Below are 25520 nucleotides of genomic sequence, written 5' to 3'. Positions count from 1 at the left end.
TTGTTATTCCGCGGCATCGCGCGGCTGCACTTTCCAGGCGCCGGCAGCCGGCCGCTTGAGCCCGAGATTTTCCCGCAGCGTCTTGCCGCGATACTCCTTCTGGAACACGCCGCGCCGCTGCAATTCCGGTACGATATGTTGCACGAAATCGGCGTAGGAGCCCGGCACATAGGTCGCGGCGATGACGAAGCCGTCGCAGCCGCGCTCGACGAACATTTCTTCGAGCCTGTCCGCGATCTCCTTGGGGCCGCCAACCATCGCATCCTGGACCTGACCGCGGCCGGAGAAGGTGACGAAGTCGCGCGCGCTCGGATTACTCTTTCCCGAGTTCTTGAGCACGCCGTCGCGGATGCCCAGAATGCCCTGCATGCTCCTCAGCTCTTCCGTCGTCAGCGGCTCGTCGAGATCCTTGCTGGCGAAATCGTAGTTGAGCGCTTCGGCCAGCAGCGACAGCGCGTCGATCTGCAGCGGCAGCTTGTTGATCAGCGCCATCTTGTCCTCGGCTTCGCTCTTCGTCGCGGCGCAGACCGGTGTCGTCAGGTTGCAGAGGAACATCGCCTCGGGATCGCGGCCGGCTTTCGCGGCCTCGTTACGCACGGACGCGTAGCCTTCCTTGGCGGCGGCAAGGTTGCGCGCGGCGGTAAAGATCACCTCGCCCCATCGGCCGGCAAAGCGCTGGCCGCGGCCGGACGCGCCGGCCTGGATGATCACTGGATGGCCCTGGTCAGAGCGTGGCACGGTGAAGGGACCGCGGGACTTGAACGCCGGTCCCCTGTGATCGAGCCGCTTCACCCTGGACGGGTCGGCGAAGCGGCCGCTTTGCTTGTCCATGATGAGCGCGCCGTCCTCCCAGGTGTCCCAATGGCCGAGCACGACCTCCATGAATTCGTCGGCGCGGTCGTAGCGGGAGTCGTGCTCGGGATGGGAGTCCCTGCCCATGTTGAGCGCCTCGCCGTCATTGAGCGAGGTGACGACGTTCCAGCCCGCGCGTCCGCCGGACATCAAATCGAGGGTTGCAAAGCGCCGGGCGACGTCGAAGGGTTCGTAATAGGTGGTCGAGCAAGTGGCCCCCAGGCCGAGCTTGTCGGTGACAAGGCCCATCGTGGTCAGCACGATCAGCGGGTCCATTTTCACGCAGCGGATGCCGTATTCGACGGTGTGGGCGTGATCGTTGCCGTAGCGGTCCGGCATCGCCAGCCGGTCGTCGAAGAAGGCCATGTGGAACTTGCCGGCTTCGAGGATTCTGGCGATCTCCTGATAATAGTCCGCCGACATCGAATCGTCGCGCGAGTCCGGATGCCGCCACGAACTCGGCAAATTCGTGCAGTTCTGCGCCTGGAGGAAGCCGACCAGTACCATCTGCCGCGTCATGCTGCCGTTCTCCGAAATTCCGTCATGCCAGATCGAGGACCGTATTGAGCCGGTACTCGCGCGCCAGCATGCGCAGTTTCTCCCAGGTCGCATCCTCGATCTCGATGCCGTCGCGCAGGCGCTGCTGCTCGCGCACGCCCTCGATCTCACCGGGATAGAACACGCCCTGGCTGCCCTCGGAGGGCGGGGTCGATTTGAGATAGTGCGCGAACTCGGCGACCTCGCGCTTGAAGGCCTGCAGCGGGCGAAACGCGGCGACGTTGAACACCGCCATGAAGCAGCCGTCATTGTGCCGACCCGTGGGCTCGACACCGAAGCCGAGGCCAGTGAGCAGGCCGCACAGCACCTCCACCATGGCGGCGAGGCCGCTGCCCTTGTAGCCCTCGGTGCCGCCGAGCGGCAGCAGCGCGCCGCCCTTGCGGTACTGGGTCGGATCGGTGGTGTGTCGTCCTTCGGCATCGATGATCCATCCGGTCGGAATCTCCTCGCCGCGGGCGACCGCGAGCTGGATCTTGCCGGCCGCGACCGCAGAGGTCGCCATGTCCAGGTAGAAAGGCGCATCGAGATCGGACGGCACCGCGATCGAGATCGGATTGGTGCCGAGCCGTGCCTCCTTGCCGCCGAACGGCGCCACGTGTTTCGGCGAGCGGCCGGAGTCCGCCGTTGCGATCCCGATCATGCCTTCGCGCATCGCCATCAGCGGATAGGCGGCGAGGCGGCCGACATGGCTTTGCCGGAACACGGTGCAGGCGGCGACGTTCGCCGTCTTCGCCTTCTCGATCGTCAGCGCCATCGCCTTGGCGTTGACGTGGAAGCCAAAGCCCCACTGGCCGTCGATCACGGTCGTGGTCGGCGATTCCTGGACGATGGTCCATTTGGCGCCGGGCACGATGTGGCCAGCCTTGATACGGTCGATATAGGTCGGAATAGCGATCGCGCCGTGGGAATCGTGGCCGGCGAGATTGGCGTTGACGCAGCCGATGGCGACCGCGTCGGCCTCTTGCTCGGAAGCTCCGGCAGCACGGAGCAGCGCGGCGCTGATACGCGTGAGGCGGTCGGCCTTGACGATCGGCATGGCGTTCCCTCGGCTGATGCCCTTAACAGGGTGCTTGTTGGGAGCCATCGTCTCAAAGCGCGGCTGCGATATCAATCTCCCGTAAACCAATACAGGGCTGCAAATTCGTAGAGAGATGCGCCTTTGGTCGAAGATTCGTCCCGTGCGGCGGCATTTTCGACAGTTTGGCGCCGGTCGTTCGCAGCTCGTTCACTTTGATCGACGGTTTGCAGCTCGCAATAACGACCACTTAGGCGATCGGCGGTCATAACGTCACCCGGGACAAAAAGGCAGAAATGCCCGGGAGTTGAGATCGTGCCGACGACACTCGCGCGCACCTTTGCGGCGTTGAGCGCCATCAACGAAGCGATCCTCTACGCGAAATCGCCGGACGAGCTGTACCAGAAGGTCTGCGACGCCGGGTTTTCGAGCGGGGACTTCATGGCTGTCGCCGTGTTCCTGGTGGAGCCGGACGGATCGCGGCTGCGGTTTGCTGCCGGTTGCGGCGACGACGTTGCACGGCTGCGCGCAATCGAGATCACCACGGAAGCCGATGCGCCGGAAGGGTTGGGCGTCGGCGGCGAAGCCTTTCGCAATCAGAAGCTCTGCATCAGCAATGATTATTTGAACGATCCGCGCTCGCTGGCCTGGCGCGAGGGCGCGGCCAAGGCCCATATCGGCGCGGCGGCGGCGCTGCCGCTGCTCTGCAATGGCAAGAGCGTCGGTGTGCTGTTCGTGACCCGCAGCGAGGCCGGCTCGCTCGACGCGCAGATGGTGTCGCTGTTCGAGCGTATGTCGGCGAACATCTCCTACGCCCTGGACAATTTCACGCGCGAAACGGCGCGCCAGACCGGCGAGAGGGCGATGCGCCGGCTCAACCGCATGTACGGCGCGATCAGCGCAACCAACGAGGCGATCCTGCGCGCTAAGACCGAGCAGGAGCTGTATCAGCTCGTGTGCGACGCCTCCGTCCATGGCGGCAAGTCGGTGGCGACCTTCGTGTTGCTTCGCGAGGCGGATTCTCACTGGATGAAGCCGGTCGCCTCCACCGGGCAGAACCTCGAGCTGGTCACCCAGGCACGCTATTCGATCGATCCGGAAAATCCCTACGGCAAGGGCATATCCGGCGAGGTGTTTCGGACGCAAAAGCCGATCGTCGAGGACGATCTCGCTCGCCGCACCAGGGGCACTCCCTGGGAACACGCCAACGTCAACACCGGCGTTGCCGCCTGCGTGGTCGCGCCGCTGATCAGGCACGGTGAAAGTGTCGGCGTGCTCTTGTTCTTCATCAGCCGGTCCTGGGCCAAGGACGTGGAGATCGTCGCGCTCCTCTTGCGCATGGCCGAGAACGTCTCGTTCGCGCTCGAGAATTTCGGGCGAGAGGCCGAGAAAGCCAGGATCGCCGCGGAAGAAGAGCGCCTGGCGCGGATGTATGCGGCGCTCAGCGCCACCAACGAGGCGATCTTGCGCGCGCGGTCGCGCTCCGAGTTGTTCGACCTCGTCTGCGAGGCGACGGCGAAAGGAGCCAAGTTCACTTCGGTCACCATTGCGCTCGCCGATCATCGCGCCGAGCTGCTGCGTGTCGTCTCCTCTTATGGACCGAACGCGGATCAGGTTCGCAACTTCAAATTCTCGACCTCCGACGATGTGCCCGAAGGCCGCGGGCTGACCGGCACCTCGTTCCGCACGCGCCAGCCCGCCGTCAGCAACGACGTGCTCGCCGACGACCGTATTGCGCCGTGGCAGGCCAGCGCCCGCCGCAACGGGATCGCGTCCTCCGCGGCGTTGCCGCTCTTCAACGGCGACCGGGTCGAAGGCGTGCTGCTGTTCAACTCTCCCGAGCGCGACATTTTCACGGGCGAATTCATCGAGCTGCTGCGCAAGCTCCAGGCCAATGTCGCCTTCGCGCTGGAGAATTTCGATCGCGCCGACGAGAAGGCCAAGGCCGACAAGCAGCGTGACAGGTCGAGCGGCATGTTCGAGGCGCTGAGCGCCACGAACGAGGCCATCATGCGCGCCAAGACCCGCGGGGAGCTGTTCGAAGTTGCGTGTCAGGCGGCCGTGCTCGGCGGTGTCTTCGCGTCGGCGACCATCGGAATCATGGACGAAAAACGAGAGCTGGTTCGCGTCGTCGCGGTCAAGGGGCGGCTCCAGGAGCGAATGATTGGACGTACCTGCGATGTCTCTCCTGATCATCCCGAGGGACAGGGAATCATTGGCACGTCGTTGCGCACGCGACGGCCCAGTGTGATCAACGACTATCTTCACGACCCGCGATCTGCGCATTGGCATTCCAAGGCAACCGAAGATGGAACGCGAGCCGCTGCCAGCTTCCCGCTGCTGCGCGCGGGGCAGGAGCCGATCGGCATTCTGCTTTTCCTCGCGCCGGAAGAGAATACATTCACACCAGATATGGTCGAGCTGCTCGGGCGCCTGGCCGAGAACGTGTCGTTCGCGCTCGACAATTTCGAGCGCGCCGAGGAAAAGGCCCGCACCGAGGCGCAGAAGGAGCGCCTGACGCGCATGTTCGCGGCGCTGAGCGCGACCAACGAAGCGATCATGCGGGCGAAGTCGCGGACCGAGCTGTTCGACCTCGTTTGCCTCGCTGCGTCGAACGGCGCCAAGTTCACCTCGACCACGATTGCGCTGGCCAGGGCCGGCAGCGACCAGCTCGAGATCGTGTCGGCGGCCGGGCCGTCGGCCGACACCACGCGCAACGTCCGCCTCTCCGTCGACCCCGAGCGCCCCGAAGGGCGCGGAATGAGCGGCACGGCGTTCCGCACCCGCCAGCCCTGCATCAGCAACGACTATCTCAACGACGACCGCGTTCGCGTCTTCCACGCCATCGTCTGCAACGACGGCGCACGGTCGGGCGCGGCGTTTCCGCTCGTCGCGCACGATCAGGCGGTCGGCGTCATGATCTACATGTCGACCGAACCGGGCACCTTCACGGCCGAGTTCGTCGAGCTGTTGCAGCGCCTTGCCGACAACGTCTCCTTCGCGATGGAGAATTTCGACCGGGCTGACGAGAAAAACGAGGCGGACGAGCGGATCGAGTACCTCGCCTCCCACGACAGCCTGACCGACCTGCCGAACCGCGAGACGTTCAACGGACTGCTGCGTGAGGCGATCGACGAAGCGCAGCGCCACGATCACCGCTTTGCGGTGCTTTTCATCGACCTCGACTGCTTCAAGGTCATCAACGATTCACTGGGTCATGAGGCCGGCGATCTGCTCCTGCTCGAAGTGGCGAACCGGCTGCGCGGTGCGCTGCGGGCCAGCGACGTGGTGGCGCGGCTCGGCGGCGACGAGTTCGTGGTGATCCTCGACCAGTGCGGCGAGATCGACGACGTCCAGCGCATCGCGACCGGGCTGCTGACGGCGCTCGCCGAGCCCATGGAGCTGGCCGGGCACGAGTGCCATACCACGGCTTCGATCGGCATCGCGATGTATCCGGCCAACGGCGCCGACGTGCAGACGCTGACGAAGAATGCCGATATGGCGATGTATCTCGCCAAGGAAGACGGTAAGAACGGCTATCGCTTCTTCTCCAAGGAAGTGAAGACGCAGTCGATCGAACGGCTGTCGCTGGAGAGCGCGCTGCGCCGGGCGCTGGAGCGCGAACAGTTTTCGCTGAACTACCAGCCCAAGGTGGACATGGTGACCGGCCAGATCACCGGCGTGGAAGCGCTGCTGCGCTGGACGCATCCCGATCTCGGCAGCATCTCGCCGGCGCAGTTCATTCCGCTTGCGGAAGAGACCGGGCTGATCGTGCCGATCGGCCGTTGGGTGGTAAAGGAGGCCTGCGCGCAGGCCATGGCCTGGCAGCGCCGCGGCTTGCTGCCGGTGTCGATGGCAGTCAACCTGTCGCCGCGTCAGTTTGTCGACGAGTGCCTGTTGCAGGACGTCGACGAGGCGCTGGCCGCCAGCGGCATGTCGCCGGTGCTGCTGCAGTTGGAGGTCACCGAGAGCATGATGATGCGCAATGTCGGGCGCGCGCTGAAGGTGCTTGACGCCATCCAGAGCCGCGGCATTCGCCTCGCCATCGACGATTTCGGCACAGGCTATTCGTCGATGTCGCTGATGAAGCATTTTCCGATCGACACCATCAAGATCGACCGCTCTTTCGTACGGGACCTGCCGCAGGATTCGGAAGACCAGGCGATCGCGCAGGCGATCATCAGCATGGGCAAGGCGCTCGGCATGACGGTGGTGGCCGAAGGTGTCGAGAACGCCGAACAGGAGGCTTTCCTGCGCACCCATGGCTGCGACGAGATGCAGGGCTTCCTGATTGCCAAGCCGTTGCCGGCGCGCCAGATGGCCGAGTTGCTGCGACCGATGGAGCTGCCTGTTGCGCCGCCGCTCCAGCCGGAGCCGGACCATGCCGCCACCGAGGCCGCGGCGCTACGGTTGAAAAGCGCTGTCGTCTGATGGCTGCGGGTGCAGCTCGCGGACCTCGTCTTCCTTGATTTCCGCTTTGCGCGGAAAATCATCCGGCCAGGTCAGTGAGGTTTGCTCGGCGAACAGCTCAAGGAGAGCATGCGCACCTTCGGCGAAGCTTGAGCCGTCGCCGAGGCCCAGCTCACAACACCAGGCCTGTCGCATCGGCTCGTGCGCGTCGAATACCGCCATCGCCGGACCCCACCACCAGGCCGGCGCCGGCGATCGTTCGTCCTCCGGCACGCCGTGCCAGAGGACGAGCTCGTCCATCACGCGCTCGAATTGCAGGCTTGCGGCCTGATGCATTCGTTCCGTGCTCCTTGGGTCGCGCCTGAAAAGCAGGCCGATGCGCGGACTCGATCGTGGCCTTCGCTGTGAAAAGCTGGCTCGCGCTGTTGGCTGAGCCAATTGTGCCGCTTTTGTCGGCGGCCATACCACAACATGCGGCGGCCGGGAAAGTTGCCGACGCCGACTATGATAGTCTCTTTATCCGCTTATGAGCCCGGCCCGCAAGGCACAATACCGGTGCCTAACGCGACCTGAACGGATGCGCCTTCTGGTGCCAGTCCCAGGCGGTCCGGATCACGGTGGAGAGGTCGGAATGGCGCGGCACGAAATTCAGCACTTTTCGCGCTGCGGAGGGGTCGGCGACCAGATAGGTTGGATCGCCGGCGCGGCGCGGCTTGACAGTGTGCGGCACCTCGCGACCGGTCTCCTGCCTGATCGCAGCCAGGATCTCTTTCACTGAAAAGCCGGAGCCGGTGCCGAGATTGAAGCTGCCGCCGGCGTGTCCTTCTTCCAGCAGCTTGAGTGCCGCGAGATGCGCCGCCGCGAGGTCGGTAACGTGGATGTAGTCACGGATCGCGGTGCCGTCGGGCGTGTCGTAGTCGTCGCCGAACAATGCGAAGTCGGCATGGCCCTGGAGCGCCATCATGGCGCGCGGAATGAGATGAGTTTCGTTGTCACGCAGCTCGCCGATGCCGCCGGCCGCATCGGCGCCGCTGGCGTTGAAATAGCGCAGGCAGAATGCTCCGAAACCGTAGGCTGCGCGATAATCGGCGAGCATGCGCTCGATCATCCATTTCGACGCCCCGTAGGGGTTGATCGGCGCGCAGGGAAAATCTTCCGGCAGCGCCTTGGAGTCCGCATTGCCGTAGACGGCGCCGGTCGAGTGAGAACACGATACGATGGCAACCCGCATTGCGCATCGCCTGCAACAGCGACAGCGTGCCCTGGACGTTGTTGATGTAGTATTTCTGCGGGTCGGTCATGGACTCGCCGACGAGACTGGCCGCCGCGAAATGCATCACCGCCGCGATCTTGTGATCGGCGAAAGCGCGCGCCAGCGCTGCGCCATCGAGCAGGTCGCCGGTAATCAGCGGGCCGGCGACGAAGCCGCGATGACCGGTCGAGAGATTGTCATAAACGACGGGCTGATAGCCGGCGGCAGTCAGGGCGCGGCAGGCATGCGAGCCAATATAACCCGCGCCTCCTGTGACGAGGACAGTCGGTCGGTCAGTCATGTCTTCATCTACTCTTCTCAGGGATTAAAAGGGCCGGTTCCGGCTGAAGAGAAGATAGATCGCGCGGGGGTTGGTGGTCAAATAGCGCCAGAACAGGCGGCGCGGCTCGAGCCAAGTGCGCCAGACCCATTCGAGGCCGATCTTCTGCATCCATTGCGGCGCGCGGGAGCGGCTACCCGACAAAAAGTTGAACAGACCGCCGGATGTCTTGATGACGCCGACATTGGTCAGCAGCGGCGTGAATTCCTCGACGAATGCCTGCTCAGAGGGCACGCCGAGCGCGACCCACAGGTAATCCGGAGCGAGCGCATTGATCTCTTCGACTTTCGCGCGCAGGGCGTCGCCGCGGAGATAGCCGTGGCTGTATCCGACGATCTTGAGGTTCGGATAGAGGTTCTGGACTTTCCTGACCGCCGTGGCGTTCTCGTCCTCGCTGGCGCCGAACATGTAGAAAGTACGGCCCGCCGCCTCGGCTTTGCGTGCGACGAGATGGAACAGGTCGGTGGTCGCGACGCGCTCGGGCAGCGGAAACCAGGATTGCAGTTTCGACGCCGCCACCAGCGGTTGGCCGTCGGCGTTGATAAGGTCGGCGGTACGGAACAGGCGCTCGGTCTGCGGCTCTGTCGAGCAACGCGCCAGCACTTCGCCATTGGCCGAAGTCAGGAATAGCGGACGGCCGATGCGATGGCGCGGATCCGTCGCCTCGATCATGAAATCGGCGGTAGCTTCCAGGTCGAGCGCGGCCATGCGAAGGCCGCCGACGGTGATCCGGGGCACGTCCGCGGTTGCGGCCCGGCCCTCCAGATTGATGCGGCGCTCAAGCATATTGTCTGCCTCGCTGGCGCGCTTGGGTTGCAGGGGTGAGTTCGTCGAGCACGACGCCGACGAGCTTGCGCTCGGCGTGGCCGAGCGTGCTCAAGATCTCTTCGAGGCCGTCGTTGATGTCGAGGCTGGTCGGCAGCACCGCCACCAGCGCGTCGGCATCATCGAGCAGCTTGCGGCTGCTGGCCGTGAGTGGCGCCGCGGGGCCGTCAAGGATCACGAGGTCATAGCCGCCGGCGGAGCGCGCCTGCTCGATGGCCTTGCGGATGGCATCAGTGGCCCTGCCGGCGTCGCTCTCGGCGGCCGGCAATACCGAGATGCCGTTGAGTGTCTTGATCTCGCGCGCGGCCTTGCTGCCGATGGAAAGCCAGCCGAGCTTGCTCGGCTCGTTCTTGCCGGGACGGTTGACCTTGTTCGAGAGCGAATGTGCCTGATGGTCGGCATCGATCATCAGCACCCGGGCGCCGTCGCGCGCGGCCGCGAGCGCGAAATTCAGCGCGGTTACGCTGCGCCCGGTGGTCTCACTGGCACCGACGAGCGCGATGACCGGCATCGCCTTGCCGCCCGTACGGCGTGCCACCGCGGCGCGCATGTCGCGCCAGGCATTGAGCAGCGTCGTCAGCGGAAAGCCGGGGCGCAGCGTCGGCCAGCCCAGCCGGGTGAGGTCGACGCCGCCGCCGGTGGCGAGAATGGCGCCGAGCGTGTGGATGACGTCGGCCTCCTGGAGGCGGGCGATCAGCGGCTTTTCGATCAAGGGCCTTTCAGCCATCGAAGGTTGCAGCGGAGGGGCGGCAAGTTCCGGCAGAGCCTGCGCGACCTCCGGGGTTCGCGAAACCTGCTGCGGCCGGGCAATCTCCGGAACCCGCGAAGGCTCTGGAGCTCGCGAAGCTTGCGGCACCGGCGTGCGATCGGGACGGGCCGGCGCGGGTGCCGGCGCGGAAGCACCGGCGAGCAGCAGTTCGGCCGCGGCAAACCAGCTCGATGCAGCGATTGCGCCGAAGATGAAGCCGATCATGGCGAACAGGCTCATCGCCGGCGGGAACGAGCGCCGCTGCGGCACCGTCGCTTCGCCGATGATTCGGGCCGCCGAGGTGTTCAGCGTCTCCTGCTCCTCGGTCTCGCGCGAGCGCTTGAGGAAGGATTGATAGACGTCACGGCTGGCTTCGGCTTCGCGCTCGAGCTCGCGCAGGCGCACGGCGGCCTGGCTGAGCTGGACGCTCTGCCGCTTCTGCGCCTCCAGCGCCCGGTTGAGCGAGGCTTCAAAGTCGCGGGCGCGCGTCAAGTCGTTCTTGGCGGACTGGGCGAAGCGGTCGATCTCTTCGTTGATGGTGCGCTTGAGATCCTCGACCTGCTTCTCGGTCTGGCGCAGTGCCGGATGGCGCGGGCCAAGCTCGCCGGCCTGTTCCGCATATTTCTTGCGCGCGTCGGCATATTGTGCACGCAGGTTCGCGATGGTCGGCGATTGCAGCGCCTCGGAGTTCGCGCCCGCATCTGCTGCGGTGCGTCGGCTCGCCTCGATCTGGTCGAGACGCGCCTGCGCATCCATCGTCCCCGCCCGGGCGGCGGAAAGCCGCTGGTTGCTGGCGGAGAGCTGCTGGTCGCTGATCAGGGCGTCCTGGGTGCCGACGAAATTGTTCTGGGCCTTGTAGGTCGCAAGCACGGTCTCGGCGTTGCGCAGCCGCTCGCGCAGCTCCTTCAGGCGGCCGGAGAGATCGTTGGTGGCGCGCCGCGCGGCCGAAGCCTGCGAGTTGCGGGATTCCGCGAGGTAGGCGCTGGTCAGCGTGTTGGCGAGCATCGCCGCTTTCGCGGGATCGGTCGACCAGACCTCGATGTCGACGATGAAACTCTTCTCGGTCTTGCGGATCGTGATGTGCCGGTTCAGCGCCTCGAGGGCCGCGAGCTGCACTTCCTTCTTCTCCGCGGGGGAAGGCGCGCGGGGCTGAAGGCCGATCAGGCCGAGCAGCGACGAGATCAGGCTCTTACCGTCACCGCCGCCGAATTCCGGATCCTTGTCCAGATCAGCCTGCTGGATGACCTGGAGCAGCACGCTGTTGGAGGTGATCAGGCGCGCCTGGCTCTCGACCACCATCGCCATGCCGGAGACGTCCTGCGCGCGGGGCGTGAGCTCGCGATCGACGAGCTGAAGCTCGCGCGGGTCGACATAGAGCTGGGCGGTGGCGGTGTAGCGGGGCGTCAGGCTCTTGCCCGCGGTGACGGCAAGCGTCGCACCCAGCAGCGCGGCAGCGGCAATCGCGATCTTCCGCCGCCAGAGTAAATTGACGAGCTCCAGCGCGTTGAAGCCGGCCTGAGGCCGCTGCTGCGGGGCCTCCGGTCTGGCCCGGTCTATCGGCTGGTTGTAGTCAAGCATGATCCCCAGCTTTCATTCCAACTGTCGCGTGCTGAGGGATTACTCTTCGCTCTACGCCACGCACCTCAGATATAGGTGCCCAATCCACGCAACAGGGAAAATTAACCATACTCATTGAGGGACTATTCACCGAAATGGCAAACAAAGCGTTTAAGCGCGTGCCACTCTTCGACGCGTCGCCGTGACGCGTGCGGTGGCGAGGTCCTTCAGAGCTTAACGCTTCGTTACCGCGTGCAGCGTGGTCGCGAGGCTTCGCTGGTCTTGCGATCGGCCGCGCGCGCACCACGGCCGTCAGCTTTTCCGCAGGATGACGTGATAGTCGCCGCGGCGGACATCGGTCCCCCGGGGAAGCACGGCGTTCAGTGCGGCGGCGCCGGCGTCGACCAGGGCTGCGAACACCGGCTTGCGCCGGCGCATCTCGGGATAGCGCGGGCTCTCGACCTCACGGCGGTAGATCATCTCGAGGCCGTTGGCTGCGGCGAACGCTTCGAGTCTCGGCAGCGTCACCAGGGGATGGAAGAAGGTCGGGAACGGCGGCTCGCCCGGCAGGCCGGCATCCTTGATGCCGCGGACGTGCCGGTAGAACCAGACGTGGAACCAGTGCGGCGAGTATTTGGTGACGACGCCGGACAGCGACCGCGGATTGGGCGCGCCGATCAGGATCATCCCGCCGCGCTTGAGCGCATCGCGGAAATTCAGGAGTGCGGCGTCGACGTTGGGAAGATGTTCGATCACGTTGTAGCAGATCACCAGATCGAAGGTCTCGCGCCCGAAGCGGTAGGTCTGGACGTCGCCGAGGATCGCTTCGTCCGCGTAGCTGTTGTTGCGGACCTGGTCCTCGTCGATGTCGACGACAGTGACCTTGCTGCGGCTCAGCAATTCCGCTGGCAGAACGCTGCACGAGCCGCCGCCGGCTTCATAGGTGGCGAGCTGGCCCTGCGGCAGTTCGCGGCGCAGTACGTCGTGGACAGCGAGCAGGCTGTCGCGGGCTTCACCGGGCACGAGATCGTGCAGCGCCTGAATGTGGGCAATGGCCGCGGGAATTTGGATCGCCGTGGCTGTCGCGAAATCGATCGTGGCTGGCTTGTTCATATTTTCTGACCGCGCTTGTTCGACTTAAATTTACAGGAAAAATCTCGTGCGCCCGTAGAGCAAATCCGGTGCCGCGACGCGTCACCCGTCGCGGTGCTTACGGTCGGGTTAATGAGCATGTGCGTTAACTACGGCATCATCCGCGCCAGCCGCCATCGGCACGGTGGATCGCGAATTGCAGTATCACGCGGGCAAGGTTTCGCAGCAGAAACACGCGAAAGCGGTTAAGCGTATGGGTGGCGGAAAATCGGCGGCGTGGCGCCGTCGCGAGCCTTGGGCCGGCCGTTCATTTTGGGACGTACCTGTCCCGCGGCGACGTGCCGTCGCGGGACGGCGCTGATCCGCGGGATCGAAGCAGGGCTTTTTCAATCTATCTCGGACATCTAGAACGCCATGACCTTGATCCCGACAGACCTGTCCGCCACGCGTATCTCGGAGGCCGTGCGCGATCCCGACCGGGAGATCGCGGCGAGCTCCCGAATTATCGACCTGTCGGTTGGTGTCGTCGTCTGCATCCCCTGCTTCCGCCGCCCGCAGCATCTGCGGCTGACGCTGGACTCGCTCGCCAGCCAGCGCACCCCGCGCTCCTTCGCCGTTGTCATGGTCGAGAACGACGCGGTAGGGCGCGAGAGCGCAACGGTGGCCGCGGAGTATCTCGCCGATGGCAGGCTTCAGGGCGTCTGCCTGGTCGAAAGACGGCAAGGCAACGTCCAGGCGATCAACGCCGCGTTCGAGGCGGCGCTCGCGCTGTTCCCCGCCGCGACCCGCTTCCTGATGATCGATGACGACGAGATCGCTTCGCCCGATTGGCTCGAGCTGATGGTTCGCACCGCGGACGCGACCGGCGCCGATGTGGTCGGCGGGCCGGTCATGCCGGTCTTCGAGGACGACAGCAAGCCCTGGCTTTCGCGTCATCCCGTTTTCTGTCCCGCCTATGATTACAGCGGTGCGGTGCCCCTGATCTATGGCTGCGGCAATTGCCTGATCACCCGTGCGGCGTTCGAGAAGTTCGCCCGTCCCGCCTTCGACCCGCGCTTCAACTTCCTCGGAGGCGGCGACTGCGATTTCTTCGTGCGGTGCCGCGATGCCGGCATGACGTTCCACTGGACGGCGGAGGCAGTCATCACCGAGACGGTGCCGCAAAGCCGCACCAGTCTCGGATGGATCGTAAAGCGAGGCCTGCGCATCGGCGCGATCAACTATCGTGTGCAGTCCAAGGCCGCGCAGGGCGCAGCGGCGCGCGTGCGGGTATTTGCGCAGATGCTCGGGAGGTTGCCGCTATCGCTGGTGCGCGCGGCCGGTCTGCTGAAATCGTCGAAGGCCGTCGTCGCGATGCATCCCGTGATGGTCGCGCTCGGCTCGGTGCTCGCGGCGTTCGGCATCGAGCCGAAACCCTATGAGGCCTCAAAGATCGTGTCTTGATGCCGAGGTAGCGAGCTAAATGCCAAAGCAGGCGAGGGCGACCCTGACCGCGGAGCGCGGCAGCGATTTGAGCGAGCGGCGGCCGACCATCCCGAGATAGGCGAAGGCCTGGCGATATCTGCCGAAGCGGACCGCTTGCATCGCCGAATACGTGACGAGATGAACCTCGGCGGCCTGGCGCAGCCCGGCTGCCATGCTCGCGGGCAGTCGCGCCATGATCAGCCCGTCGTCGAACACCCGCGCGATCGCCGGGAAGAAATCCTGCGGCGTCCGCTCCGCCGCGTTCATGGTGTTGGCCGTGTGCAGGCGGTAGTCGAGCAGAAGGTTGGGCGCAAACTCGAACTCGCCGATCGCGGCAAGACGGCACCAGCAGTGCCAGTCCTCGCAATATCTGAGCGAGACGTCGAAGCCGCCGATGGCGCGGAAAGCCTCTGCACGTGCAAGCGCAATGCCGCCATTGACGATGAAGTTGCCGGCCGCGAGCCGCGCCAGCACGTCACCGGAGGGTTTGCGGCGTCCTTTCAGCAGATCCCGTCGACCGATCTGCCGCCCCTCGCTGTCGATTGTGTTGTAGTCGCCGTAGACGAGAACCGCTCGCGGCGCACCGCGCGCAGCCGCCAGCAGCGCCGCGACCGCGCCCGGCCGCAGGCGATCGTCGGCATCGAGGAAGAGCAGCCATTGGCCGCTCGCATGCTGCGCACCGAGATTGCGCGCCGCCGATACGCCCGCGGCGCCGTTGGTCATCAGGCGCAGTCGCGGGTCATGAATGGCATGGACGATGGCGGTGGTGTCGTCGGTCGAGCCGTCGTCCACGACGATCACTTCGGTGACCTCGGCCTGCGCCAGTGCGCTGGCGAGGGTTTCGCCGACATAGGCCGCAACATTCTTGGCCGGAATGACGACGGACACCGATGTGGTTGAGCCGACCTGCAGCGGCAGGCGCGCCGCCGGCGCGACGCGCGATGTGGCCGGCAAATCGAGAATTTCTTCCGCGGTGATCAAGCTACGGCTCGCCTTTAAGGGTCTGTTAACCAGGGCGCATCCGCCGAATTGGCAATGCGATCGATCGCAACCCTGGCCGCTGCGAATGATACTCGCATTAGGAAAAAATCGTCGCCGCGAAGGCCGGCGCAGCGCCGGTTTCGTAGATTAGCGTTAAGCCGGCGGCATTAAGCCTGTGGCAAATTTGGAAGAGTGCGACAGCCGGTCCCATGCGAGAATGCGCACTGGACTGCCGCGGATGGACCCAGTGCCCGCTAAGACATTCGACTACGATCCCGACGACATGGTCCTCAACCTGTTCTACGAGGACAAGGACGATCGCTGGTTTCCCGGCGACCGGCATCTGCGGCGCATGGCGCGCCGCATGCTGCTCGGCGAGCCGCGCATGAGCGGGCAGCTCCGCGTGTTCCTCAATCTCTGTGCGGGGCTCGATCGGCTCGGCATCCGCTACCGCGTCAACGACTATGGCTACATCGCCCAGCATCCGAGCGAGCTCGCCTGCATCATCGGCCGCACCTTCCTGCTCGACAAGTTTGCGTGGAAGAATCCGATCCTGCTCGGCGTCGCCGCCCACAATCATCCGCTCGACGATCCCGACCTGTTCAGGCGCCTGCCGGTCAAGAAGGTCGTGGTGCCCGGCCCGTGGTACGCCGACATGTATCGGCCGCATTGGCGCGACACGGAGGCCTGGCCGGTCGGCATCGACACGGATCTCTGGGCGCCGTCCCGGACGTCGCAAAAGACGGTTGACGTCCTGATCTACGACAAGGTCCACTGGGACCGCGAACGCTATGCGCCGGAGCTGATCGAGCCCGTCCGCGCCCGGCTCACCAGGGAGGGCCGCTCGTTCACGGAACTGCGTTACGGCAGTTACAAGGAAGAAGACTATCAGGCCGCGCTCGCGCGTTCGCGTGCGATGATCTTCCTGTGCCAGAACGAGAGCCAGGGCATCGCCTATCAGCAGGCCTTGTCCTGCGGCGTGCCGGTGCTCGCCTGGGATCCCGGCGGCCCCTGGCGGGACCCCGATTATTATCCGCATCGCGTCCAGTTCGCACCGGTGTCGTCGGTGCCGTACTGGGACGATCGTTGCGGCGCCAAGTTCGTCGACATCGCGGGGTTCGAAGCGGGTTGGGGCGATTTCTGGGCCGGGTGCGCCGCTGATACGTTCGATCCGCGCGGTTTCGTGCTCGACAATCTCACGCTGGAACAGCGCGCGCTGCAATATTACGAGATCGCGCGGAGCATCGTGCGGCAGCAGCCGGTGCCGCAGAGCTCCGGTGTACTGGTTGACGGATGCTTAACAGGGATCGGCTAAGACTTGGAGCTTCCCCGGCTTCCCCACCAGCCTTGAGCCATGGATCGCAGCGCCACTGACATGACCGACGTCGAGGCCCGATCGTTCGGCTCCGTCCTGCGCGATGGGCTTGCGGGGGTCAACGCCGTGCGGGCCGCGCGCTGCCTTGTCGCAGTCGCGGCGCTGCTCCTCGTGCTGGTGACGCTCGATCCGTTTCCGGACCTGCGCAGTGAGGACGTCGCCACCGTGGTCGGCGGACGAATGGCGCTCACCTATGTCTCCTGGGGCCTGCTGGCCGCGGTCGCGGTGCTGTTCGTCGCCGCAACGGATGCGCCCGCGCTGAAGACCCTGGTGACGCCGCTGCATCTCTGTTTGGTCGGCTGGCTGTTGATCAACATCCTCTTCTCCGAGAACCGCGGAGTTTCGATGCAGCGGTTCGTGCTCGCAGGCAGCGTGATGGCGCTCGCCGTGCTGTTGCCATTGCTGCCCCCGACGCAGCGCAGCTTCAACCTGTGCCTCGGGGGCGCCGCGCTCGTACTGCTTGCACTCTGCTATCTCGGCGTCTTTCTCGCGCCGCAATACTCGATCCACACCGCACTCGACGTCACCGAGCCGCAGCTGGCCGGCGACTGGCGCGGCAGCTTTGGCCACAAGAACATCGCCTCGCCGGTGATGACCATTCTGGTCTATGTCGGCATTTACCTGTCCGCCGTCGGGTCGTTCGTGATGGGCCCGGCGGTCGCCGCGCTGGCCGGGATCTTCCTGATCTTCACCGGCGGCAAGACGTCGTCGGTGCTGTGCCTTGCGATCTACGCGCTCGCGTCGCTGGTCTGTGTCACGCCGAGCCTGTGGCTGAAGCGGATCATCTGCTTCGTGCCGCTGATCGTGATGAATCTGCTGACGGTCGGCAGTGTCCTGAGCCCGGCGCTTGGGGCGATGACACGGCTGCTTCCGCTCGATCCCACCTTCACCGGCCGTTCCGCCATCTGGGAGTTCGCGCTCGCAGCCGTCGCCGAGAAGCCGATCATCGGTCACGGCTATGCCGCGTTCTGGGACGACGTGACCGCGCGGCAGACCGCCCAGGGCGCCGAATGGGCCACGACCGCGGCGCACAGCCACAACAGCTATCTCGACCTCGCGGTCACCATCGGCCTGCCGGGGCTGGTGCTGGTGATCCTCGTCTTCGTGCTCGCACCGCTCGGAAATTTCCAATCCGCCCAGGCTCACAACCGCAGTCGCGCGCTGGCAAAACTGTTCCTGACGGTGTGGCTGTTCGGGCTGTATTACGGGGCTACCGAGACCTTCCTGCTCGAACGGCAGAATCCGATCTGGTTCATGTTCGCGCTTGCCGTCGCCGGTCTGCACTTCATGGCCAGGTTCGAATGCGTCGAGCGGACGGAACCCGATCGTTGACGGCTTGTCGCAGCCGCCGATGCGATGGTGGTGCCAGCTTAACGATAAGCAGCGACGTCGCTTGTGGTCTGCGCAAAACATAATCTATCTGGAAACATTCAGTAACTGCATGTCCCGCGGATGACGTTTCTCAGTGTCGAGCAACCAGATGATCGGGTGTCCAGCACGTCGGGAATCGCCATCGATTTCGTGCGTGACTGGCGGCAGGCCGCATTGCGCCTGAAGGGCGGCCTTCGCACCGCTTTCCAGCATCGTTATTGGCTCGATGCCTGGTACGAGGCGTTTCACGATCTCGCGCCGCTGATCGCAGTGATCTCGGATGCCGCGACCGGCAAGGACATCGCGGTCGTGCCGATGATCAGCCATGTCAGGCGCGGCATCCGCGTTGTCGAGTTCGCCGACCTCGGCGTCTCCGACAACAATGCGCCGATCCTGGCGCTCGATGCCGCGCTGGATACGGCGGCGACGGATGCGATCGGCAAGGCGCTGATCGATGCATTGCGCGCATTGCCGGACGGCTTCGATCTGCTGCGCCTGAAGAAGATGCCGGCCCATGTCGGCGGCAACCCGAACCCGCTGGTGTCGCTCGGCCGGATCGGATCCAGCTCGCTCAACGGCAACCTCGTGCTGACGGGCGACGACTATGTGGACTACCAGGCCTCGATCAAGCGCATGCAGATGCCACGCTGCTGGCGCGTCTTCAGCCGTCATGCCGGCGCGCGATTCGAGATCGCCACTGATGTCGCGCGTGCGCGCGAGCTGCTGGACGTGATGGATGTCCAGCAGCAGGCACGCATGCGAAAGCTCGGTTCGCGCTTCGTCCTCAACGACGAAACCCATGCGCAGTTCTATCGCGATGTCGCCCGTCAGGGTGTCGCGGACGGTTATGCCGTCATCTCGGCGCTGGTGTGCGACGAGGCTATCGTCGCCACCACGCTCGGCGTCAGGTTCGGTGCGACCTATTTTCTCCTGCGCATCAGCCACGCCGGAGACTCATGGTCGAGCTGCTCGCCGGGGCTGCTCGTGACCGAGCGGACCATGGCGGCGCTGCATGCAGAGGGCGTGCGCCGTTTTGACCTCAGCATCGGCAACCAGGACTACAAGCGCCGCTTCGGCGCCGAGCCGGTGCCGCTGACCGATGTCAGCGTCGCGCTGTCCTGGCGCGGCTTTCCCTACGCATGGCGCGATCATGCAGCGCAGGGTCTGCGCCGTCATCCCTGGCTCGCCGGCCTCGCGGCGCGGGCGATGGGCAAGGGAGCGCGCTGATGCGCTGCCCTGGATTGTAGGGTCACTCGATTATCGCAATCGTTGTGTTATCGTCGCCTCTTTCGCGGAGACGACATGGAAGATCGTTCGGCAAAATATCGCGCATTCTATGCGCAGTTGATCTGCGCCGCGGCGAGGGCCGCGGACCCCCGTATCGAGGAAGCCTTTCGGACCGTCAGGCGCGAGCCGTTCGTCGGGCCCGGGCCGTGGCCGATTTCCTTCGGCGGCCACCCCTATGTCGTGACGCCCGATGATGATCCCGCCTTCCTCTATCAGAACACGCTGCTCGCGCTCGACAGCGCGCGGGGTCTCAATATCGGGATGCCCGGTGCGCACGCCTATTGGCTCAGCGGTTGCGCTGTGAAGGAAGGCGAGACCGTGATCCAGATCGGCGCGGGGAGCGGCTATTACACCGCGATCCTCGCGCATCTCGTCGGCCCTGGCGGCCACGTCCATGCCTACGAGATCGACGAACGTCTGGCAGGACTCGCGCGCGAGAATCTGAAGGAGATCGCCCATGCGGATGTGCGCGACCGTTCGGGCATCGCGTCCGATCTGCCCAAGGCCGACGTGATCTATGTCTGCGCGGGCGCGGCGCAGCCGGCCACCGAATGGCTCGATGCGCTGCGGCCCGGCGGGCGGCTGGTGTTTCCGCTCGCGCCTGAAGGCATGCTCGGCGGCATGCTGATGGTCACGCGCCCGGACGGCGGCGCGATCTGGCCCGCGAAATTCCTCAGTCGAGCCCAATTCATCGGCTGCGCCGGATTGCAGGACGCCGATGCCGCCCGGCGGCTGGCCGAGGCGTTCGCAAAGGGATGGGAGGGCGTGCAGTCGTTGCGGAGAGAGGGCGCTGCCGACGAGACCTGCTGGTTCGCCGGTGATGGCTGGTGGCTGTCGACGGCACCGGCGCCTGTCGTTACTGCGTCCATTGAGCCCCACGCGGACATCACGCAGGCCTAGCCGATCACGCCTTCGTGCAGCCGGCGCAGTGAAAGCGGCCGCGTGAGGCCCTGAACAGGCTGCGGCAATACCAGCGCCGCGCCAGTGCCTGGGCGGGCCTGCGGACCATCTGCGCGATCAACAAGAGTTCGAAAGCCATTCGTATCGCATTTGGTGAGATGTTCTGTCGACAAAGATGGGGCGGCATTCCCTAAAGAGAATGCCGCCCGCGTCAGATCAGCCATGCAGTCGCTCGTAAAGCTGAACTGCGAGGCTTAACCGTGCAGCTCAGCCATGCAGCTTCCTGGCGGTCTCCGCGATCTGGCGGCCCTGATAGCGTGCGCCGGCGAGCTCGTTGGCGCTGGGCTGGCGGCTGCCGTCGCCGCCGGTGATCGTGGTGGCGCCATACGGCGAACCGCCGGTGACTTCATCGAGCTTCATCTGGCCGGCGAAGCCGTAGTTCAGGCCGACCACCGTCATACCGAAATGGAGGAGGTTGGTGATGATCGAGAACAGCGTCGTCTCCTGGCCGCCGTGCTGGGTCGCGCTCGACGTGAAGGCGCCGCCGACCTTGCCGTGCAACGCGCCCTTGGCCCAGAGGCCGCCGGCCTGGTCGAGGAAGTTCGCCATCTGCGAGGCCATCCGGCCGAAGCGGGTCCCGGTGCCGACGATGATCGCGTCGTAGTTCGGGAGGTCCTCGATCGTCGCGACGGGTGCAGCCTGATCGACCTTGTAATAGGACGCCTTGGCGACCTCGGCCGGCACCAGCTCGGGTACGCGCTTGATGTCGACGGCGACGCCGGCTTCGCGCGCGCCTTCGGCGACGGCATTGGCCATCGCTTCAATGTGGCCATAGGCGGAGTAATAGAGGACGAGAACTTTGGTCATTGGTGGTCTCCGTTGGGATCGATGTTGACTGTTTGGTTGCGTGGATGGCGGCTTAAGCCGCGTCGACGAGCACGAGCTCGGTGTCTTCCAGAGCTGTGATCTTCAGCCTGTCCTCGTCGCGGATCGCGGCACCGTCGCGGGCATTGACGCGCACGCCGTTGATCTCGACTGAACCCGCCGCGGGCACGAGGTAGAGGTGCCGCGACTTGTGCGGCTCGTATTCCGCGCTCTCGCCCGCCTTCAGCGTGGTGGCGAGCACTCGCGCATCGGCGCGGATCGGCAGCGCGTCCGTGTCATCCTCGAAGCCGCTCGCGATCGTGACGAGCTTGCCCGAGCGGTCTCCTTTCGGAAACGGCTTCGAGCCCCAGGTCGGTTGGCCGCCGCGCGCGGTCGGCTCGATCCAGATCTGGAAGATTCGAGTCTTGGTCGGCTCGAGATTGTACTCGGAGTGGCGGATGCCACTGCCGGCGCTCATCACCTGCACATCGCCCGCCTCGGTGCGGCCTTCGTTGCCGAGGCTGTCCTGATGGGTGATCGCGCCCTCGCGCACATAGGTGATGATTTCCATGTTGGCGTGGGGATGGGCGGGAAAGCCGGTGTTCGGAGCAATCTCGTCGTCGTTCCACACCCGCAAGGCGCCGTGACCCATGTTGTTGGGATCATAGTGGCTTGCGAAGGAGAAATGATGCTTGGCGTTGAGCCAGCCGTGGTCGGCGCCGCCCAGCTTTGCGAAGGGTCTGAGTTCGATCATCTGCGTAATTCCTTATGTTGGACGGGCGGCGCCTGGATCAGGCGCCGAAACCGCCGTCGACGTTAAGCACCGTGCCGGTGACGAAGGAGGCTTCCGGGCTTGCGAGGAAGACGACGCCGGCGGCGACTTCCTCGGGACGGCCAAAGCGCTGCAGCGCGTGCTGCTTGCGCTGGGTCTCGGCGAACTCGCCGCCGTCCTTCGGATTCATGTCGGTGTCGATCGAGCCGGGCTGCACCACGTTCACGGTGATGCCGCGCGGGCCGAGGTCGCGCGCTGCGCCCTTGGTGTAACCGACCACGGCGGCCTTGGTGGCGACGTAATCTGCAAGACCGGGGAACGAGGCGCGGTCGGCAAGCATCGAACCAACAGTGACGATGCGGCCGCCTTCACCCATCAACTGCGAGGCGGCGCGGATCGCCGCGATCACGCCATGCACGTTGATGGAATCCTGCCGCTCCAGCGCGCCGGTGTCGGCGTTCGCGTCGTCGATCGCGCCGCCATTGGCGACGCCGGCATTGTTGACGAGGATGTCGAGATGGCCGAATTCCTTCGCGACGTTCTTGACGAGCTGCGTCACGTCCTTGGCGGAAGCCTGATCGGCCTTGAAGGCGTGCGCCTTGACGCCCCTGGCCTTCAGCTCAGTGACGACGGCTTCGGCCTTGTCGGGCGAGGCAACGTAGCTGATGGCGACATCAGCGCCTTCATCGGCGAGGGCGCGGGCAGAGGCCGCGCCGATGCCGCGCGAGCCGCCGGTGACGAGCGCAACCTTGCCTGAGAGCTTCTTGGTCATTGGATTTCTCCATTCCTGAATTTCTGATGACCCTTGGATAAGCCTCCGCCTGTGGTATAGAAATAGAAACTGTTGAAACGTATTGTTTCCTTAAATAACCCGATTGGATCCGCTCGTATGGCAAAACTCCCCGATTTCGAGGCACTCGCGATTTTCGCAAAAGTCGTGGAATTGCGGTCGTTTGCGGCAGCCGCGGGCGAGCTCGTGATGTCCAAGGCGACGGTGTCCAAGGCGGTGACCCGGCTTGAGGAGCGGCTCGGCGCCCGTCTGTTCAACCGCACCTCGCGCCGGCTCGCGCTGACCGATGCCGGGCACAAGCTCGCCGAACGCGCCACACGCCTGCTCTCCGACGGCGAGGCGGCGGAGAACGAGGCGCTGGCGCAATCGGTGGCACCGCGCGGCCTGGTGCGGCTCGCCGTACCCATGACCTTCGGTGTGAAAGCGGTGGCGCCGCTGCTGCCGGAGTTTTTCGAAGCCTATCCGGAAGTCTCGGTCGATCTCCACTTGAGCGATGCGACCGTCGATCTGATCGGCGAGGGCTTTGACATGGCGGTGAGGATCGCACGGCTGCCGGATTCTTCGCTGATCGCGCGTCGGCTCTTTACCATGCCGCGTTTCACGGTGGCCGCGCCGTCCTATCTCAAGCAACACGGAAGGCCGACGCATCCCATGCATCTGGCCGAGCACAAATGCTTCAGCTATGCCTATCTCTCGACGCCGAATGTCTGGCACTACACCAATTCGGCCGGCGAGCAGGCCAGCGTGCGCCCCGGCGGACAGCTTCGCGTCAACAACGGCGAAGCGGTGATGCCGGCCCTGATCGCCGGCCTCGGCATCGCCGAACTGCCGGAGTTCATCGTCGGCGAGGCGATTTCGTCCGGCGAGGTCGAAGTGATCCTGAAAGACTGGAAGCAGGCCGAAGGCGCCGTGCATCTGGTGACCCCGCCCGGCGGCCCGCGCCCCGCCCGCGTCGAGGCGCTCGGCGATTTTCTAGCGGCGAAGCTGCCGGGCACGTGCAAGCGGCGGGCGCGCGGAAAGGCAAAGCCGTCGTAGCAAAGTCATCGTAGAACGAGCGGCTTCAATGACGGAGTGTGACTACGACACCTTCACGCCATCCTTCGCGATAATTCGCAAGCTCGGCTTCAACGTCTCTTCCAGCTGCGACTTCAATTCATGAACACGCGGGTCGCTCGAGCGCCTTGCGCAAACCGCGTATTGATGCACGGATTGCGCCAAGGCGTGGCGCGCTTCCGGCGTTCGCGTCACGTCGGGCTTTGAAAGCCGCATCACGATCGCCGCGAGATTCACCAGTATCTCGTCCAACGCCACATCGATGGTCCGAAGTCTATTCATCGCTCCACTCCTGGGAGGCAACGGTGGGTCCAGGGTGGCGTTCCTGCCAGGGCTGAACATGGATAATGCTTCGTAAATCCCGCCGCGCGGCTTGTTCTTGCGGGTGGTCACGCTAGGCTGGCAGCGAAACAAGAAAAACAGGGGGAGGAAATCTGCCATGGATCGACGCGATGTCCTGCGCGCCGCTGCCGCATTGCCGTTGTTGTCGGGCTCGGCTTTCGCGCAAGCCTATCCCGCTCGCAACATCACCATGATCGTACCGTTTCCGGCCGGCGGCCAGGCCGATCTCGCGGCGCGCCCCGTAGCACCGGCGCTGGAGCGTATCCTCGGCAAGGCGGTCATCGTCGACAACCGCGCCGGCGGTGGTGGTGGATCCGTCGGCAATGCCGCGGCGGCGCGCGCCGAGCCCGACGGCTACACCCTGCTGATGACGCTGTCCTCGCTTGCTGTGCTGCCCGAGGCCGACCGGCTGTTCGACCGTCCGGTCGCCTACGAGGTCTCGCAGTTCATGCCGATCGCACGGGTGCTGGCCGATCCCACGCTGCTGGCGGTGCCGGCCTCCGCGCCGTGGAAGACGGCGCAGGATTTCGTCGAGGACGCCAGGAAGCGGCCGGGCCAGATCACCTACGGCTCGTCCGGGCCCTATGGCACGCTGCACGTGGCGATGGAGATGTTCGCAAGCAGCGCCGGCATCAAGCTGCTGCACGTACCATTCCGCGGTGCGGGGCCCGCGCTGACCGCGATTCTCAGCGGCACCGTGCAGGCGATCGCCGCGGCACCCGGCACGCTGAAGCCGCAGGTCGACGACGGCAAGCTGCGCGTGCTCGGCAATTGCGGTGCGCGGCGCATCGCGAGCTTCCCCGACGTTCCGACCTTCCAGGAGCTCGGCTACAAGGACGTCGAGATGTACATTTGGGCCGGCCTGTTCGCGCAGAGCACGCTGCCGACGCCGATAGCGAGCCGGCTGCGCGAAGCGATGGCGCAGGTGATGACGAGTCCGGACGTGCTCAAGGCCTTCGAGACGTCGGGCAGTCTCGTCGCCTATCAGGACGCGCCGGCATTTGCCGAGTTCGTCGCCTCCGACAGCGCGCGACTGATTACGGCGGTCAAGAAGATCGGCAGGGTCGAATAGGTTCCTAGCCCGTTTTCACGTTTTTTTGTTAGTCCAGAACCTCCCCGCGTCTCATTGATTGAAGAGAATTCGAGAGACTCAAATTCAAGAGGCTCAAGAAGGATCGGGACATGCGGACAGAGCGGATTGCGCTGGGCGTAGCGCTCGCGATCGGCGGCATAGTCGCGCAGGGCGCTGCGTCCGCCGAAGAATATCGCGGAACCATGGAGCAGCAGATGGCCTGCACGCCGGATGTGTGGCGGCTGTGCAGCGACCAGATCCCTGACGTGAGCCGCATCACGGCTTGCTTGCAGCAGAACACGCCGCAGCTCTCCAGCGGCTGCCGCGCGGTGTTCCAATCCAATAATCAGATGCAGCCGCAGCAGCCGGTTCCGCGCAATCGCGCCGCGCCGGTGCCACGATATAACAATGCGCCGCCACCACCTCCGCAATCGCAGCCGCGACCTTATGACGATAACGACGATTAGGGCTGCCTAGGGTCTGTTGGGATTCAGGATTCTCATTTGAGCTCGGCTGTGATTCAAGCTCGGGATGGACCGATTCGTTTTGAATGACGCCCAATGGGCGAAGATGGAACCGCTTTGTCTAGGCAAGCCGAGC

The 25520-nt window shown here is 65.0% G+C and carries 23 protein-coding genes and 1 pseudogene; 10 read left to right on the top strand and 14 right to left on the bottom strand.

Features of this window, described 5'->3' with window-relative positions; genetic code table 11:
- Positions 1–3: 3 nt before the first annotated feature.
- The 3 genes from QCM77_RS34805 to QCM77_RS34795 all read right to left on the bottom strand — a co-directional run bounded on the left by QCM77_RS34805 (position 4) and on the right by QCM77_RS34795 (position 2694).
- Positions 4–1371, bottom strand: coding sequence for an LLM class flavin-dependent oxidoreductase (locus tag QCM77_RS34805; RefSeq protein WP_279690210.1), 1368 nt, complete (start codon positions 1369–1371; stop codon positions 4–6).
- 22 nt (positions 1372–1393) lie between these two features.
- Positions 1394–2446, bottom strand: coding sequence for an Ldh family oxidoreductase (locus QCM77_RS34800; protein WP_280095991.1), 1053 nt, complete (start codon positions 2444–2446; stop codon positions 1394–1396).
- Positions 2447–2517: 71 nt separating this feature from the next.
- Positions 2518–2694, bottom strand: a complete 177-nt coding sequence (locus QCM77_RS34795; protein ID WP_280095990.1) for a hypothetical protein — start codon at positions 2692–2694, stop codon at positions 2518–2520.
- 46 nt (positions 2695–2740) lie between these two features.
- On the opposite strand from QCM77_RS34795, the gene QCM77_RS34790 reads away from it, so the two are divergent.
- Entirely contained in the window at positions 2741–6856 is a 4116-nt protein-coding gene (locus tag QCM77_RS34790; protein ID WP_280095989.1) for a bifunctional diguanylate cyclase/phosphodiesterase, read from the top strand.
- Here QCM77_RS34790 and QCM77_RS34785 read toward each other — a convergent pair.
- Positions 6830–7171, bottom strand: coding sequence for a hypothetical protein (locus QCM77_RS34785; protein WP_279668372.1), 342 nt, complete (start codon positions 7169–7171; stop codon positions 6830–6832). The genes QCM77_RS34790 and QCM77_RS34785 overlap by 27 nt on opposite strands.
- 56 nt (positions 7172–7227) lie before the next feature.
- Between QCM77_RS34785 and QCM77_RS34780 the strand changes: the two genes are divergently transcribed.
- Positions 7228–7365 carry a hypothetical protein gene (locus tag QCM77_RS34780; RefSeq protein ID WP_280095988.1) on the top strand — a complete coding sequence of 46 codons (138 nt, stop codon included), beginning with the start codon at positions 7228–7230 and terminating at the stop codon, positions 7363–7365.
- A 29-nt stretch (positions 7366–7394) separates the two neighbouring features.
- Here the strand turns inward: QCM77_RS34780 and galE are convergent.
- The 4 genes and pseudogenes from galE to QCM77_RS34760 form a co-directional block, all read right to left on the bottom strand.
- Positions 7395–8388, bottom strand: a pseudogene (gene galE / locus QCM77_RS34775) (UDP-glucose 4-epimerase GalE).
- A 24-nt stretch (positions 8389–8412) separates the two neighbouring features.
- Positions 8413–9213: a WecB/TagA/CpsF family glycosyltransferase gene (locus tag QCM77_RS34770; RefSeq protein WP_279668345.1), complete on the bottom strand. Its 801-nt coding sequence runs from the start codon at positions 9211–9213 to the stop codon at positions 8413–8415.
- Positions 9206–11578 carry an exopolysaccharide transport family protein gene (locus QCM77_RS34765; protein WP_280095987.1) on the bottom strand — a complete coding sequence of 791 codons (2373 nt, stop codon included), beginning with the start codon at positions 11576–11578 and terminating at the stop codon, positions 9206–9208. Before QCM77_RS34765 ends, QCM77_RS34770 begins: the two co-directional genes overlap by 8 nt.
- 291 nt (positions 11579–11869) lie before the next feature.
- Positions 11870–12670, bottom strand: a complete 801-nt coding sequence (locus tag QCM77_RS34760) for a class I SAM-dependent methyltransferase (RefSeq protein ID WP_279690200.1) — start codon at positions 12668–12670, stop codon at positions 11870–11872.
- A 393-nt stretch (positions 12671–13063) separates the two neighbouring features.
- Here QCM77_RS34760 and QCM77_RS34755 point away from each other — a divergent pair, with 393 nt between their 5' ends.
- The gene (locus QCM77_RS34755) at positions 13064–14092 is read left to right on the top strand and encodes a glycosyltransferase family 2 protein (protein ID WP_280095986.1); all 1029 of its coding nucleotides are present in this window, start codon (positions 13064–13066) and stop codon (positions 14090–14092) included.
- Positions 14093–14107: 15 nt separating this feature from the next.
- On the opposite strand, the gene QCM77_RS34750 is transcribed toward QCM77_RS34755, so the two are convergent.
- Complete coding sequence (locus QCM77_RS34750) at positions 14108–15094, bottom strand: glycosyltransferase (RefSeq protein WP_279668350.1); 987 nt, start codon at positions 15092–15094, stop codon at positions 14108–14110.
- 247 nt (positions 15095–15341) lie between these two features.
- Here QCM77_RS34750 and QCM77_RS34745 point away from each other — a divergent pair, with 247 nt between their 5' ends.
- The 4 genes from QCM77_RS34745 (at position 15342) to QCM77_RS34730 (ending at position 20027) form a co-directional block, all read left to right on the top strand.
- Positions 15342–16409, top strand: a complete 1068-nt coding sequence (locus tag QCM77_RS34745) for a glycosyltransferase (protein ID WP_280095985.1) — start codon at positions 15342–15344, stop codon at positions 16407–16409.
- A gap of 39 nt (positions 16410–16448) precedes the next feature.
- Positions 16449–17801 carry an O-antigen ligase family protein gene (locus QCM77_RS34740; protein ID WP_462804369.1) on the top strand — a complete coding sequence of 451 codons (1353 nt, stop codon included), beginning with the start codon at positions 16449–16451 and terminating at the stop codon, positions 17799–17801.
- 120 nt (positions 17802–17921) lie between these two features.
- Entirely contained in the window at positions 17922–19067 is a 1146-nt protein-coding gene (locus tag QCM77_RS34735) for a GNAT family N-acetyltransferase (RefSeq protein ID WP_280095984.1), read from the top strand.
- Between the two features lie 75 nt (positions 19068–19142).
- Positions 19143–20027 (top strand): protein-L-isoaspartate O-methyltransferase family protein, encoded by an 885-nt coding sequence (locus QCM77_RS34730; RefSeq protein WP_280095983.1) that lies wholly within the window; start codon positions 19143–19145, stop codon positions 20025–20027.
- On the opposite strand, the gene QCM77_RS34725 is transcribed toward QCM77_RS34730, so the two are convergent.
- From QCM77_RS34725 to QCM77_RS34710, 4 genes are read right to left on the bottom strand one after another with little or no spacing between them, the layout of a single operon-like run.
- Positions 20024–20251, bottom strand: coding sequence for a hypothetical protein (locus QCM77_RS34725; protein ID WP_280095982.1), 228 nt, complete (start codon positions 20249–20251; stop codon positions 20024–20026). The genes QCM77_RS34730 and QCM77_RS34725 overlap by 4 nt on opposite strands.
- A gap of 43 nt (positions 20252–20294) precedes the next feature.
- Positions 20295–20894, bottom strand: a complete 600-nt coding sequence (gene wrbA, locus QCM77_RS34720) for an NAD(P)H:quinone oxidoreductase (RefSeq protein ID WP_279668360.1) — start codon at positions 20892–20894, stop codon at positions 20295–20297.
- Positions 20895–20946: 52 nt separating this feature from the next.
- Positions 20947–21645, bottom strand: a complete 699-nt coding sequence (locus QCM77_RS34715; protein WP_279668362.1) for a pirin family protein — start codon at positions 21643–21645, stop codon at positions 20947–20949.
- A 37-nt stretch (positions 21646–21682) separates the two neighbouring features.
- Positions 21683–22435, bottom strand: a complete 753-nt coding sequence (locus tag QCM77_RS34710; protein ID WP_280095981.1) for an SDR family NAD(P)-dependent oxidoreductase — start codon at positions 22433–22435, stop codon at positions 21683–21685.
- A 117-nt stretch (positions 22436–22552) separates the two neighbouring features.
- Between QCM77_RS34710 and QCM77_RS34705 the strand changes: the two genes are divergently transcribed.
- On the top strand, positions 22553–23488 hold the full coding sequence (locus tag QCM77_RS34705; protein WP_279668364.1) for a LysR family transcriptional regulator: 936 nt from the start codon (positions 22553–22555) through the stop codon (positions 23486–23488).
- A gap of 42 nt (positions 23489–23530) precedes the next feature.
- On the opposite strand, the gene QCM77_RS34700 is transcribed toward QCM77_RS34705, so the two are convergent.
- Positions 23531–23788, bottom strand: a complete 258-nt coding sequence (locus QCM77_RS34700; protein WP_279690272.1) for a hypothetical protein — start codon at positions 23786–23788, stop codon at positions 23531–23533.
- Between the two features lie 157 nt (positions 23789–23945).
- Here QCM77_RS34700 and QCM77_RS34695 point away from each other — a divergent pair, with 157 nt between their 5' ends.
- Both QCM77_RS34695 and QCM77_RS34690 read left to right on the top strand, forming a co-directional pair.
- Complete coding sequence (locus tag QCM77_RS34695) at positions 23946–24920, top strand: tripartite tricarboxylate transporter substrate binding protein (protein WP_280095980.1); 975 nt, start codon at positions 23946–23948, stop codon at positions 24918–24920.
- 110 nt (positions 24921–25030) lie between these two features.
- Positions 25031–25387: a hypothetical protein gene (locus QCM77_RS34690; protein WP_279690174.1), complete on the top strand. Its 357-nt coding sequence runs from the start codon at positions 25031–25033 to the stop codon at positions 25385–25387.
- Positions 25388–25520 lie beyond the last annotated feature (133 nt).

Origin of the sequence: Bradyrhizobium nivariense, assembly GCF_029846695.2 — a bacterium.
In the GTDB taxonomy this organism is placed as follows: Bacteria; Pseudomonadota; Alphaproteobacteria; order Rhizobiales; family Xanthobacteraceae; genus Bradyrhizobium.
The sequence above is the reverse complement of the archived record's forward strand: the minus strand, read 5'-3'. Positions and strand labels throughout refer to the sequence as shown.

Excerpts from the sequence above, each read along its gene's own strand:
- QCM77_RS34805 (WP_279690210.1), bottom strand. The coding sequence starts at position 1,371 with ATGACGCGGCAGATGGTACTGGTCGGCTTCCTCCAGGCGCAGAACTGC.
- QCM77_RS34800 (WP_280095991.1), bottom strand. The coding sequence starts at position 2,446 with ATGCCGATCGTCAAGGCCGACCGCCTCACGCGTATCAGCGCCGCGCTG.
- QCM77_RS34795 (WP_280095990.1), bottom strand. The coding sequence starts at position 2,694 with ATGACCGCCGATCGCCTAAGTGGTCGTTATTGCGAGCTGCAAACCGTC.
- QCM77_RS34785 (WP_279668372.1), bottom strand. The coding sequence starts at position 7,171 with ATGCATCAGGCCGCAAGCCTGCAATTCGAGCGCGTGATGGACGAGCTC.
- QCM77_RS34770 (WP_279668345.1), bottom strand. The coding sequence starts at position 9,213 with ATGCTTGAGCGCCGCATCAATCTGGAGGGCCGGGCCGCAACCGCGGAC.
- QCM77_RS34765 (WP_280095987.1), bottom strand. The coding sequence starts at position 11,578 with ATGCTTGACTACAACCAGCCGATAGACCGGGCCAGACCGGAGGCCCCG.
- QCM77_RS34760 (WP_279690200.1), bottom strand. The coding sequence starts at position 12,670 with ATGAACAAGCCAGCCACGATCGATTTCGCGACAGCCACGGCGATCCAA.
- QCM77_RS34755 (WP_280095986.1), top strand. The coding sequence starts at position 13,064 with ATGACCTTGATCCCGACAGACCTGTCCGCCACGCGTATCTCGGAGGCC.
- QCM77_RS34740 (WP_462804369.1), top strand. The coding sequence starts at position 16,449 with ATGGATCGCAGCGCCACTGACATGACCGACGTCGAGGCCCGATCGTTC.
- QCM77_RS34735 (WP_280095984.1), top strand. The coding sequence starts at position 17,922 with ATGACGTTTCTCAGTGTCGAGCAACCAGATGATCGGGTGTCCAGCACG.
- QCM77_RS34730 (WP_280095983.1), top strand. The coding sequence starts at position 19,143 with ATGGAAGATCGTTCGGCAAAATATCGCGCATTCTATGCGCAGTTGATC.
- QCM77_RS34725 (WP_280095982.1), bottom strand. The coding sequence starts at position 20,251 with ATGGCTGATCTGACGCGGGCGGCATTCTCTTTAGGGAATGCCGCCCCA.
- wrbA (WP_279668360.1), bottom strand. The coding sequence starts at position 20,894 with ATGACCAAAGTTCTCGTCCTCTATTACTCCGCCTATGGCCACATTGAA.
- QCM77_RS34715 (WP_279668362.1), bottom strand. The coding sequence starts at position 21,645 with ATGATCGAACTCAGACCCTTCGCAAAGCTGGGCGGCGCCGACCACGGC.
- QCM77_RS34710 (WP_280095981.1), bottom strand. The coding sequence starts at position 22,435 with ATGACCAAGAAGCTCTCAGGCAAGGTTGCGCTCGTCACCGGCGGCTCG.
- QCM77_RS34705 (WP_279668364.1), top strand. The coding sequence starts at position 22,553 with ATGGCAAAACTCCCCGATTTCGAGGCACTCGCGATTTTCGCAAAAGTC.
- QCM77_RS34700 (WP_279690272.1), bottom strand. The coding sequence starts at position 23,788 with ATGAATAGACTTCGGACCATCGATGTGGCGTTGGACGAGATACTGGTG.
- QCM77_RS34695 (WP_280095980.1), top strand. The coding sequence starts at position 23,946 with ATGGATCGACGCGATGTCCTGCGCGCCGCTGCCGCATTGCCGTTGTTG.
- QCM77_RS34690 (WP_279690174.1), top strand. The coding sequence starts at position 25,031 with ATGCGGACAGAGCGGATTGCGCTGGGCGTAGCGCTCGCGATCGGCGGC.